Consider the following 11,252-nt stretch of genomic DNA (forward strand, 5'->3'; position numbering starts at 1 on the left):
CACACACAGTATTAGTCAAGTGTCGAGCGATGGCGAAAACCCTGTGATGCAATGCGTCATCACTTCTTAGCGCTTCCACAGCTTCTTAAGCGCGTATTTCGTGCTGCAGAGCATCAACGAAACAGCGTGAAATCCTGTCGTGATATGTGATATATCATATTTCAGCGCACCGTCGCAGTCGCTGAAGCCTGGTTGCGCTCAGAGAACCGACGACTAGGGAGACACGATGAATATCCACGAATATCAGGCGAAGGCGCTGCTGCGGAAGTACCGCGTCGCCGTACCGCAAGGCCAGGTTGCCTTCTCCGCGATCGACGCGGCCAACGCGGCGCGCGCCCTCGGCGGCCCGGTCTGGGTCGTGAAATCGCAGATTCATGCGGGCGGACGCGGCGCGGGCCGCTTCGCCAACGATCCCGACGGCAAAGGCGGCGTGCGCGTCGTCAAATCTGTCGACGAGGTGCAAGAAAACGCGCAGCAGATGCTCGCGTCGGTGCTCGTGACCAAGCAAACCGGCGCTGCGGGTAAGGAAGTGAAACGGCTTTATATCGAGGAAGGCTGCGACATCGCACGCGAGCTTTACCTCGGCATGCTGGTGGATCGCGCCACGTCGCGCATCACGATCATGGCGTCGACCGAAGGCGGAATGGAGATCGAGGAAGTGGCGCATCGCACGCCGGAGAAAATTCTCAAGGTGTCGATCGATCCGGCGACGGGTCTCCAGCCGTTTCACACACGCGAAGTCGCGTTCGGGCTAGGCTTGAGCGGCAAGCAAGTGGCGGCGGCATCGAAGTTCATCGCGGCGCTTTATCAGGCGTTCGTCGATCTGGATGCCTCCATCGTGGAAGTGAATCCGCTCGTCGTCACCGGTTCCGGCGATGTCATCGCGCTCGATGCCAAGCTCAATTTCGACGACAACGCTTTGTATCGGCATCCCGATATCGAAGCATTGCGCGACGAAGACGAGGAAGATGCCGCCGAAATCGAAGCCGCGAAACACGGCCTCAATTACGTGAAGCTCGACGGCAACATCGGCTGCATGGTGAACGGCGCGGGCCTCGCCATGGCGACCATGGACATCATCAAGCTCTACGGCGGCGAGCCCGCCAACTTCCTCGACGTGGGCGGCGGCGCGACCCAGGAACGTGTCGCGACCGCGTTCAAGCTGATTCTGCGCGACCCCAAAGTGCAAGGCATTCTCGTCAACATCTTCGGCGGCATCATGCGCTGCGACGTGATCGCGGAAGGCGTGGTCGCGGCCGCGCGCGAGATCGACCTGCGCGTGCCGCTCGTCGTGCGCCTTGCCGGCACGAACGTCGACGCGGGCCGCGAGATTCTGCGCAACTCCGGCCTCACCATCATCCCCGCTGAAAATCTCGCCGATGCCGCCGACAAGATCGTCGGCGCCGTCGCCGCTGCCCATCACTGACGAGGAAGCCGACAATGAGCGTTCTGATCGATAGCAATACCAGGGTCATCTGCCAGGGCTTCACCGGCGCGCAGGGCACGTTCCATTCCGAGCAGGCGATTGCGTACGGCACGCGCATGGTTGGCGGCGTGACGCCGGGCAAGGGCGGCACGACGCATCTCGACCTGCCCGTATTCGATACCGTCGCCGACGCGGTCGCGAAAACCGGCGCGGATGCATCCGTCATCTACGTACCGCCGCCCTTCGCCGCCGATGCCATCCTCGAAGCCATCGACGCGGAGGTGCCGTTCATCGTCTGTATCACCGAAGGCATTCCGGTGCTCGACATGTTGCGCGTGAAGCGCGCGCTCACCGGCTCGCGCAGCCGGCTCGTCGGGCCGAATTGTCCAGGCGTCATCACGCCTGGGCAATGCAAGATCGGCATCATGCCGGGGCATATTCATCGGCCGGGGAAAATAGGCGTGGTGTCGCGCTCGGGCACGCTCACTTATGAAGCCGTCGCGCAGACCACCGCTGCGGGGCTCGGGCAGACGACCTGCATCGGCATTGGCGGCGATCCGGTGAATGGAACTAATTTCATCGATTGCCTCGCGCTCTTTCTCGAAGACGACGCGACTGAAGGCATCATCATGATCGGCGAGATCGGTGGATCGGCGGAGGAAGAAGCCGCGCAGTTTCTGAAGGACGCGAACACGAAGAAGCCGGTGGTCGGGTTTATCGCCGGCACGAGCGCGCCGCCGGGACGCCGCATGGGGCACGCGGGCGCGATTATTTCGGGCGGTTCGGGCACGGCAAGCGCGAAGATCGACGCAATGAAGTCGGCGGGCATTCATGTCGCCGATTCCCCCGCCGCGCTCGGCGAAACGATGCTTCACGCGATGCGGTGAGCAAGGGCGCCATGAGGAATTGAGTGGCTCCCCCGGCGCGGCAAGATAGTCGGACAGCCGTCGTCAAACTTGTCAGCGTGCAGACGCGCGCGAGCCACCGGAAACGGGTAACGCAGTCTCGGCTGGAAGGATAAAAAAAAGCCGCGTGACGTTCAATCGTCACGCGGCCTTTCTCAACCTGCCTGCCAGCTTTCAGTTCGGACTCAATCGAGAAAGTCGCAATTTGCCTCGACGAACGCGGCGAGATCCAGCGAATGCTGCTTCACCAGCCGCTCGACCAGTTCCGTGTCGCGCTTCTCGAGCGCCTCGATAATCCGCATGTGATCGACGATCGAGCGCGACGCGCGGTCGCTCTGCGAGATCGTCATCTTGCGAATGGCGCGCACGTGCACGAAGATGTTCTTGATCGTGTCGAAGATGATCTGCGACTTCGACAGCCGCACGATAGCCTGATGAAACGCGATATTCGCTTCCGAATATTCGTCGATGTGCTCCGCCGGCGTGGCGTCGCGGAAGTTGTCGAACATGTGGCGCAACTGCGCGATTTCCTCGTCCGACGCGCGCTGCGTGGCAAGGCGCGCCGCCATGCTTTCCAGCGCCGCCCACATGTGGATCATCTCGACGATCTCGCGCTTGGTCTTGCGCAAGATATAGACGCCGCGACGCGGCACGGTTCGCAGAAAACCTTCCTGCTCCAGCAGCGTCATCGCTTCGCGAATGGGCGTGCGGCTTACGCCCAGTGCTTCGGTCAGTTCTTTTTCGTCGAGACGGATCTCTTCCCGCGAACGGTAGATGTCCGCTTCCGCTATTGCCTGCCGCAGCTTCGCGTACGCCTGATCGCGCAGCGAAACCGTGGCATTGATCGGCTCGAGCGCCAGCGTAAGGCCGCTTGGGCGAACGTCCGGCCGGTCTACGGATTGAGTATCAGATGGCATTGATGACTTGAGTTCCCATGTGCGGGCGGGAAGCATCGACACGCTTGCCCGAACCGCCGTTCTGGTCGTCCGCCGCGAGACCGGCAAACCGACCGTGATCCTGTGCGCGCTGCAGCATGTCCTGCGGCACCGCCGACGCAATCATAAACGTAACGCCCACACCCACGGCAACCAGCGCGAATCCGATGACAACCAACAAGGCGATGCTCATTTCAGGCTCCGGTTAATCTTCAAGAGCCCTCAGTATATGTTGCGTTGCAATACATTTCAACATATTTTGCATCTTGTATATCAGAAACAACACCGGCTTCCTGGATGCAGTTTAGGCGGCTTTCTGCGTTTGCGGGGGCGGTAAAGCCTTGGCCGTGCCTTGGTTTACGCCTTCGCGCAGCTTGATCAATGCGAGAACGGCATCGATCATCGGTGTCTCGACTTTCACGAGGCGCCCGATTTCCTGCACGACGGTGATGAGCGGATCGATCTCCATCGGGCGGCCGGCTTCGCAGTCCATGAGCATCGATGTCTTGTGCGCGCCCACCGCGCCCGCGCCATTGATGCGCCGCTCCACATCGACGCGAAAGTTGACGCCGATCCTGTCGCCGATTGCTTTTGCTTCCAGCATCATCGTTTTGGAAAGCGCGCGCGTGCCGGGGTCGCTCGTCAGCACGTCGAGCGTCGCATGCGTGAGCGCGCTGATCGGGTTGAAACACAGGTTGCCCCAGAGCTTGAGCCAGATTTCATCGCGGATGTTGTCGCGCATCGGCGCTTCCATGTCGGCGGCGGCCATGATGTCGTGCAGCGCCTGCAGGCGCGGGGTGATCTTGCCGCTCGGTTCGCCGATGGGAAACTTCTTGCCGTACACATGCTTGATGACGCCCGGCTCCGCGATCTCCGCCGCCGGCAGCAGCACGCAGCCGATTGCGCGCTCAGGTCCGAACACGCTCCACTGCCGCCCGCCTGGGTCGATGCTTTGCAGGGTCGTTCCAGCGAGTTCGCCGCCATGCTCGTAGAAGTACCAGTAAGGCAGGCCATTGACGGCGGTGATGATCGCCGTATCGGGTCCAAGGAGCGGCGGAATGAGATCGACGACGCCCGGCACCGAATGCGCCTTCAGCGCGATGATCACGAAATCTTGCGGGCCGAGTTCGGCGGGATTGTTCGTGCAGCGGACTTTGACGACGTGTTCCTCGCCATCGATCTGAAGCTTCACGCCGTTCGCTTGCATCGCCGCGAGATGCGGCCCGCGCGCCACGAAGCTGACGTCCGCTCCAGCCCGCGCGAGTTGCGCGCCCATATATGCACCGATCGCACCGGCGCCATACACGCAGATTTTCATGATTTCGTCTCCTGAGGTTGTATGCGGATCACCTTCTGATATACAAGATACTACATTCCATAATGGGGAGCGACAAGGCGAATCGCGCGCTTTCGGACGAGCGGAAACCCGCACGAGGAGCGCGTTTGTGTCGTGTCGTTTAGGGAGAGCCTGCTAAGGGAATTAAGCGCGCGCGCCGCGTGACCGTCAAACAGAAACAGTTCGATAGCGACGACTAAGGTTCTGCGCACCGCCGGGTGACGATGCATAGCACTCGACGTATGACTACGCCTGCGCGGCGTCCGCGCGGATTCACGCAGCCTGAAACGCCATCGAACTCCGCGACGAAGACGCCGCAACATGCGACCACACATGCGCTGCATTCGCCCGCAACGCATGCCCGCGCCGCCGCACGAGCATCACCGTTCGCACGGCCCGCGGCGCAAGCGGCACGAACCGCACGCCGATGGTCTCGCAAGCCATCCGCGCATGCATCGGCAAGACGCCGATGCCAAGTCCCGCCTGCGCCATTCGCGCGACGGCAATCGGCTGCGCGAGACGCTGACGCAAGGCGCCCGTCACCGCGTGACGCGCAAGCGCGCCTTCTATGGCATCGAGGCTGCCGGTGTCGTCATCGAGGAGGAGAAGTGGCGAAGCGCGCAGTTGCGTCCAGTCGATATAGTCCGCATCGCCAAGCGGGCTCGACACGTTGACGACGGCAACGAGGTCGTCGTCGAATAGCGGTTCCGCAACGAGTTCGTCGAGACTCCCGGGCGCGATCACGAGCCCCATGTCCGCTTCGCCCGAACGCACCAGTTGCAGCACGGCGTTCTGCGGCCGGTCCATCACCGTGACCGCGATTCCCGGATGCCGCTCATGACACGAGCCGAGCAACGCAGGCAACACGCTCGCGGTCAGGCTGCAACTGCTGGCAAGATTGACGACGCCCGGTTCGGCTTCGTTCGCGGTGCGCGGCCGCAGCGTCGCTTCGAGTTCCTCGACGAGCGGCGCGATGCGCCCGAGCAGCGTACGCCCGGTATCGGTGAGCGCGACCTGACGCGTCGTGCGGTCGAAAAGCCGCAGCGCGAGTTCATCCTCGAGTTCGCGGATGCTGCGGCTGACCGCCGACTGCGTGATACCGAATTCATCGCCCGCGCGGGTGAAACTGCGATGCCGCGCGAGCGTGACGAACAACCGCAACTGATGCAGCGATACGCAAAGCGGCGGCGCGATTTCATCTCGACGATCGCGCATGCCGCTCGCTCACTGCACCGACGGTTTGCGCGGCGCGTCGCTCCAGCCCGCCTGAAACGACGCGTTGATCGACGAATCCGCGGCCGTTTCGGCGACCGTGTTTTCGATCCAGCGTTTGCGCATCGGCGCGAGCACGAACTTAGCGCACAGGCCCGCTGCAATCGACGTGATCGCCGCCGTGATGAAGACCGCGTTCCACGAGCCGATCGACGCGAGCACCGAGGCAAGCGGCACCAGCATCGACGCCGTGCCTTTTGCCGTGTAAAGCGTGCCCGCGTTGGCCGCCGCGTATTTGCTGCCGAAAGTATCCGCGCAAGTGGCGGGGAAAATCGAGAATATCTCGCCCCAGCACAGGAACGTGAGCGCGGCGAACAGCATGAACATGTACGGGTTGTGGCCGAACTGCATCAACCCGAGCAGCGCCACGCCTTCGCCCAGAAAGATGATGAACATGGTGTTCTCGCGGCCGATCTTGTCCGAAATGAAGCCGCACAAAGGCCGTGTGAAACCGTTGCACAGGTTGTCGATGGACAGCGTCATCGCAAGCAGCGGCAAGGTCACGCCGAGGATATTCACGGGCATCTTCGCGAAGCCGTATTCCTTGGCGATGGGGCCGAACTGCGCCGTGGCGATCACGCCGCCCGCCGCGACGAACACGAACATCAGGTACAGCACCCAGAAGAGCGGCGCACGCACCATCTGCCCGGTGGTGTAGTCGATTTTCGTGGACACCACGCGCTTGGCCGGAACCACGTTCAAGGGCGGCTTCGGACGAATCAGCATGAGCGCGAGCAGGAAGATGCACACGCCCTGGAAGATACCGAAGAACATGAACGCGTGCTCGTAGCCCGCACTCTGAATCATGTTGGAGATGGGGATGACCGTGACCGCCGCGCCCGCGCCGAAACCGGCGGCCGTCAAACCCGCCGCAAGGCCGCGCTTGTCCGGGAACCACTTGAGCGCCGTGCCCACGCACGTGCCGTACACGCAGCCCGCGCCCACGCCCGCCACCACGGCCGCGATGTAGAGATGCATGAGGCTGGTCGCATGCGCATCGATGCACCAGCCGATGGCCGCGCAGATCGAGCCGCCTATGACGACGGGCCGGGGCCCGAACTTATCGACGAGCCAGCCTTCGACGGGCACGAGCCAGGTTTCGGTGACGATGAAGATGGTGAAGGCGGTCTGGATCGCTGCTTGGCCCCAATGGTGCTTGGCATCCATCGGTACGACGAACAGCGTCCATGCATATTGAAGGTTGGCGACGAGTCCCATGCACAGGATACCGATCGTCAACTGAACCCACCTGTTGTGATGACGCCCGTGCGGTTGCCCGGACACAACCGTGTCTGCGCTTGCCATGTCTGTCTCCGTTATTCATTCGCGCTCGTGCGGCGCTTGATTTACAGCGAGATGCCGGCGCGAGTGCATCGATATGCGCGTCGGCGGCGTGGCGGTCGGTCAGGGAAAGTGCTCGGGTAACGCGACGCGGGCGTGGGCGTGGCAACGCGTATCGAACAAGGCGATGGATGAGAACATCGGGCAAGCATCCGCGTCAGGCGATCGAAGAATCATTTCGAGCGATTCCCAATAGAGCTGGATGGTTGATGCGGCCTTTGCAGGCTTCGTTTTTTGGCTGGGTGCTAAAGATGCCGCGCCGTGGGGGCCGTGCGCTTCGCCCTTGAAAGTCTTACAGACTGGCAGGACGTGAAAGCATCGTGGGGGATATAAACGATTAAGGAAAGTTAGAAAAAATTATTGTATAAATTCAGTATCGTGAATGGATGAGGGCCCGCCGTGCTGCGTAATGCTACCCTGCGTCAACTCAAAATCTTCGAAACGGTTGCACGCCGGTTGAGCTTTTCCCGCGCGGCCGAAGAGCTTTATCTCACTCAGCCGGCTGTTTCCACGCAGGTCAAACAGCTCGAAGAACATGCAGGCATGCCGCTTTTCGAGCAACTCGGCAAAAAGATTTATCTGACGACCGCGGGCAACGAGATGCTTCATCACAGCCGCGCGATCCTCGAACAATTCCGCGAAGCCGATGACGCCATGGCGCGGCTCAAAGGGGTTTCGGGCGGTACGCTCAACGTGGCGGTCATTAGCGCGGGCGACTACTTCTTTCCGCGCTTGCTTGCGGCATTCACCAAACGTAATACGGATGTCCGCCTCAACCTTGCGGTCCATAATCGCGAGGAACTGCTGCATCAACTGACTGATAATCTCACCGACCTGGCCGTCATGGTTCGGCCGCCGCGCGACATGGACACGGTGAATATCTCTTTCGCGCCGCATCCGTATGTGATCGTTGCGCCGCCGGATCATCCGCTGGTGGGACTAAAGGACGTGCCGCTAGAAGCGCTTGCGGATGAACCGTTTATCGTTCGTGAGCGCGGTTCCGACACATGGAATTCGATGGAAGAAGGCTTTGCCGGCCGGCTCGCCAATCTGAACGTGGCGATGGAGATAACCAGCACGGAAACCATCAAGCAGGCTGTCATTGCGGGCATGGGCGTGAGCTTTTTGTCTGCTCACACCATCAGCATGGAACTGCAAGTTGGCAAACTCGCGGTGCTGGATATCAAGGGTTTTCCCGTCATGCTCAACTGGTTTGTCGTTCATCGCAACAACAAGCGTTTGCCTCCGGTTGCATTGGCATTCAAGCAATTTCTTGTCGATGAAGGCGCGGCTCAAATCGAAGCGATTACGCATATTGTCGCGAGTACCGGTAAACCCGATGTATAAGTCATCCAAAATATAAACGCGAAGAAAGTTTAATTTTCGTAAATGGATCGAGTTCCCTATCCTGCATGGAAGCCCCACGGCCATACAGGAGACGAACATGAGTCATGCGACCTTAAGCGACGACCGCGAAGTTCAGGCGCAAGTGTGCGCTTTCAATACTGCATTCGAAGAGCTCGACCTGATGTTCCGTTGGGATGCCGATACCTACCGCGCGCTCGCTTCGACCGAAAGCGATTACGGAAAGATCGCCCAATATATCGCGACGCATTCGCCGCATCTTTTGAAGGCTTATAGCGCGGAGTTTCTTTGCGGCGCGATTGTCGAGCGGAAGAATTCGAGAATCGAAGCGTGCCGCCAAAACACCGTGCAGTATGAAGACAGCACGCAGCGCGCGCGGCTTTGGCGTGCGCGGGATGACGAAGGAAAAGAGGTGCGAGCTTGATTCTCGGCTTCGGTATTCGTATGGAACGTTGAACGCGCTTTCATGATTTTCGAAAGGCGGACCGGCATTAGTGCGGGCCGCCTTTTCGGCATTCGGTTGTGCAGGTGCCGCAATCCGAACGCCGACGAACGCGCTCTCTACAGAAACAAGCAGCAGCCTACATTCAAAGCTGCCGCTCATTGAAAAGCCCCTATCAAGGCGTCAAAGAAACCCAAACCGCCTTGGGCTCCGTAAAGTTTTCGATGGCGACATCGCCGTGTTCACGGCCGAAGCCGGAATCGCCGGAGCCGCCCCAGGGCAAGCGCACATCCGTATAGCCGTAAGTGTTGATCCACACCGTGCCCGCCTTGAGCCCCGCCGCCATGCGATGCACGCGTCCGATATCCGCGCTCCACACGCCCGCCGCGAGGCTATACAGCGTGCCGTTCGCGATGCGTAGCGCGTCGGCTTCGTCATCGAAGGGAATCACGCTTGCGACCGGTCCGAAGATTTCTTCCTGCGAGATGCGCATCTCGTGTTCGACGTTCGCGAATACGGTCGGCTCGACGAAGTAACCGCGCTCGCCGACGCGCCGTCCGCCCGTCACGAGCGACGCGCCCTCCTCCTTGCCGATGTCCACGTAATTCAGCACGCTCTGCATCTGCTTGGCGGAGATCACGGGGCCCATGTTGGTTTCCCGCTTCGACGGATCGCCGAGCTTGATGGTGCGCGCGCGCTCGGCGAGGCGCTCGACCACTTCGTCGTAGACCGTGCGTTGCGCCAGGATGCGCGAGCCCGCCGAACACACCTGCCCTGCGTTGAAGAAGATGCCCGAGGCGGCCGCGCGCACGGCGCCGTCGATGTTGGCATCCCCGAAAATAACGTTGGCGGATTTGCCGCCCAATTCTAGCGTGACGCGTTTGAAGTTGCCTGCCGCGCCTTGCAGGATGCCGCGTCCTACCGATGGCGATCCCGTGAACGTCACTTTGTCGATGCCTGGATGCGCGACGAGCGCATCGCCGACGACCGAACCCTTGCCCGTCACGATATTGAGCACGCCGGGCGGCACGCCGGCTTCGAGCACGAGCCGCCCGATCATCAGCGCGGAGAGCGGCGTGATTTCGGCGGGCTTGACGATCAGCGTGCAGCCGCAGGCGAGCGCGGGCGCGATCTTCCACATGCCGATCATCAGCGGAAAATTCCACGGCACGATGGCCGCGACGACGCCGACCGGCTCGCGCACGGTGTAGGTGAGCGCGTCGGGTCGCGCGGGGACGACCTGGCCGTTGATTTTGTCGCACCAGCCGGCGTAGTAGGTCAGCGTGTCGATGGCGGCGGGCACGTCTTGCCGATGCACGGCCGCGATCGGTTTGCCGCCGTCTAGACTTTCGAGCGCGGCGAGTTCGTCCTGATTTTGGCGCAGGAGGTCGGCGAGCTTCATCAGAATGCGCCCGCGATCCGCCGCGCGAATGGCGTTCCACGGCTTGAGCGCTGCGCGGGCGGCGATCACGGCGCGATCGACATCGGCGGCGGTGCCTTGCGCGACGTAGGCGATCGGCTCTTCAGTGGCGGGATCGAGATTCGTCGAATATTCCGCGCCGCCGGGCCGGACGAACTCGCCGCCGATCAGCAGTTCGTAGCGCTTCAAATCCGTGGTGCTTGCCATGATCGTCTCCGCTTTTATCGAATCGTGTCATGGTGGGGCACTTACGGCGTTGTCGATAGAAAAACATTCTTATCGTTTGTATAGGGTGGGGTGTATGGGTGGGTGGTTTCGGGGTTCTTTGGCGGCTTGGGCGAGCGGGCGGAGGGGTTTGGGTGATGGCTTTTCAGTCGTGGTTTTGGCGGTTGGTTACGCGGCGGCAGACTACCCCAAGGGCCCCCGTCAGCATGATTTTCTCAGCTGCCTACGCGGCAGCAAACATGAGCAATCGATCGCGCTCTGAAGAAGGAACTTCTCGGCTGCCTACACGGCAGCAAACAACGCCGATTCCTTTAAGTTCTCGGGTGAATGGTTTCTCAGCTGCCTACACGACAGCAAACCTTGCCAGTCAGGTATTGCATCTTGTGCGAGATTTCTCAGCTGCCTACACAGCAGCAAACGGTTGATCTGCCGCGCGTACGGGTATGTGAGAACCTGTCCGCATTTTTGTGTGCGAGGCGGTTAGCGGAGTCACCCGCGTGCGTTGGTGAAACGCTCTCCAAACAGGATGGCAAACTGGTTCATCGCGGACGACCAGTCGAACGCCGCGCGTACTGACTTTGCCAG

10 protein-coding genes are annotated in these 11,252 nt (G+C 61.1%); 3 read left to right on the forward strand and 7 right to left on the reverse strand.

Annotated features, from left to right (window positions below; genetic code table 11):
• Window positions 1–226 precede the first annotated feature (226 nt).
• Both sucC and sucD read left to right on the forward strand, forming a co-directional pair.
• The gene (gene sucC / locus NCT04_RS20400) at window positions 227–1,426 is read left to right on the forward strand and encodes an ADP-forming succinate--CoA ligase subunit beta (RefSeq protein WP_250467435.1); all 1,200 of its coding nucleotides are present in this window, start codon (window positions 227–229) and stop codon (window positions 1,424–1,426) included.
• A 14-nt stretch (window positions 1,427–1,440) separates the two neighbouring features.
• Complete coding sequence (sucD, locus tag NCT04_RS20405) at window positions 1,441–2,313, forward strand: succinate--CoA ligase subunit alpha (RefSeq protein WP_250467436.1); 873 nt, start codon at window positions 1,441–1,443, stop codon at window positions 2,311–2,313.
• Between the two features lie 203 nt (window positions 2,314–2,516).
• On the opposite strand, the gene NCT04_RS20410 is transcribed toward sucD, so the two are convergent.
• From NCT04_RS20410 to oxlT, 5 genes are all read right to left on the reverse strand, one after another.
• A complete protein-coding gene (locus NCT04_RS20410) occupies window positions 2,517–3,248 on the reverse strand; it encodes a GntR family transcriptional regulator (RefSeq protein WP_250467437.1) in 732 nt (243 codons plus the stop codon).
• Window positions 3,238–3,459, reverse strand: a complete 222-nt coding sequence (locus NCT04_RS20415) for a hypothetical protein (RefSeq protein ID WP_244829244.1) — start codon at window positions 3,457–3,459, stop codon at window positions 3,238–3,240. The genes NCT04_RS20410 and NCT04_RS20415 overlap by 11 nt, the downstream gene beginning before the upstream one ends.
• Window positions 3,460–3,570: 111 nt before the next feature.
• Window positions 3,571–4,584, reverse strand: a complete 1,014-nt coding sequence (locus NCT04_RS20420; protein WP_250467438.1) for a 2-dehydropantoate 2-reductase — start codon at window positions 4,582–4,584, stop codon at window positions 3,571–3,573.
• Window positions 4,585–4,875: 291 nt separating this feature from the next.
• Entirely contained in the window at window positions 4,876–5,817 is a 942-nt protein-coding gene (locus tag NCT04_RS20425; protein ID WP_250467439.1) for a LysR family transcriptional regulator, read from the reverse strand.
• 9 nt (window positions 5,818–5,826) lie between these two features.
• Window positions 5,827–7,179: an oxalate/formate MFS antiporter gene (oxlT, locus tag NCT04_RS20430; RefSeq protein ID WP_244829241.1), complete on the reverse strand. Its 1,353-nt coding sequence runs from the start codon at window positions 7,177–7,179 to the stop codon at window positions 5,827–5,829.
• A gap of 438 nt (window positions 7,180–7,617) precedes the next feature.
• Here oxlT and NCT04_RS20435 point away from each other — a divergent pair, with 438 nt between their 5' ends.
• Complete coding sequence (locus tag NCT04_RS20435; RefSeq protein WP_244829679.1) at window positions 7,618–8,562, forward strand: LysR family transcriptional regulator; 945 nt, start codon at window positions 7,618–7,620, stop codon at window positions 8,560–8,562.
• Between the two features lie 112 nt (window positions 8,563–8,674).
• Here NCT04_RS20435 and NCT04_RS20440 read toward each other — a convergent pair whose 3' ends face one another.
• Window positions 8,675–9,184, reverse strand: a complete 510-nt coding sequence (locus NCT04_RS20440; protein ID WP_250467440.1) for a hypothetical protein — start codon at window positions 9,182–9,184, stop codon at window positions 8,675–8,677.
• A gap of 13 nt (window positions 9,185–9,197) precedes the next feature.
• A complete protein-coding gene (locus tag NCT04_RS20445; protein ID WP_250467441.1) occupies window positions 9,198–10,649 on the reverse strand; it encodes an aldehyde dehydrogenase family protein in 1,452 nt (483 codons plus the stop codon).
• Window positions 10,650–11,252: the final 603 nt, after the last annotated feature.

The sequence above is a fragment of the Caballeronia sp. GAFFF2 genome (genome assembly GCF_023631485.1).
Classification (GTDB): Bacteria; Pseudomonadota; Gammaproteobacteria; order Burkholderiales; family Burkholderiaceae; genus Caballeronia.

What these genes read in the sequence shown, in the direction of transcription:
- sucC (WP_250467435.1), top strand. Translation starts at nt 227, where the DNA reads ATGAATATCCACGAATATCAGGCGAAGGCGCTGCTGCGGAAGTACCGC.
- oxlT (WP_244829241.1), bottom strand. Translation starts at nt 7,179, where the DNA reads ATGGCAAGCGCAGACACGGTTGTGTCCGGGCAACCGCACGGGCGTCAT.
- NCT04_RS20445 (WP_250467441.1), bottom strand. Translation starts at nt 10,649, where the DNA reads ATGGCAAGCACCACGGATTTGAAGCGCTACGAACTGCTGATCGGCGGC.
- sucD (WP_250467436.1), top strand. Translation starts at nt 1,441, where the DNA reads ATGAGCGTTCTGATCGATAGCAATACCAGGGTCATCTGCCAGGGCTTC.
- NCT04_RS20425 (WP_250467439.1), bottom strand. Translation starts at nt 5,817, where the DNA reads ATGCGCGATCGTCGAGATGAAATCGCGCCGCCGCTTTGCGTATCGCTG.
- NCT04_RS20420 (WP_250467438.1), bottom strand. Translation starts at nt 4,584, where the DNA reads ATGAAAATCTGCGTGTATGGCGCCGGTGCGATCGGTGCATATATGGGC.
- NCT04_RS20410 (WP_250467437.1), bottom strand. Translation starts at nt 3,248, where the DNA reads ATGCCATCTGATACTCAATCCGTAGACCGGCCGGACGTTCGCCCAAGC.
- NCT04_RS20415 (WP_244829244.1), bottom strand. Translation starts at nt 3,459, where the DNA reads ATGAGCATCGCCTTGTTGGTTGTCATCGGATTCGCGCTGGTTGCCGTG.
- NCT04_RS20440 (WP_250467440.1), bottom strand. Translation starts at nt 9,184, where the DNA reads ATGAGCGGCAGCTTTGAATGTAGGCTGCTGCTTGTTTCTGTAGAGAGC.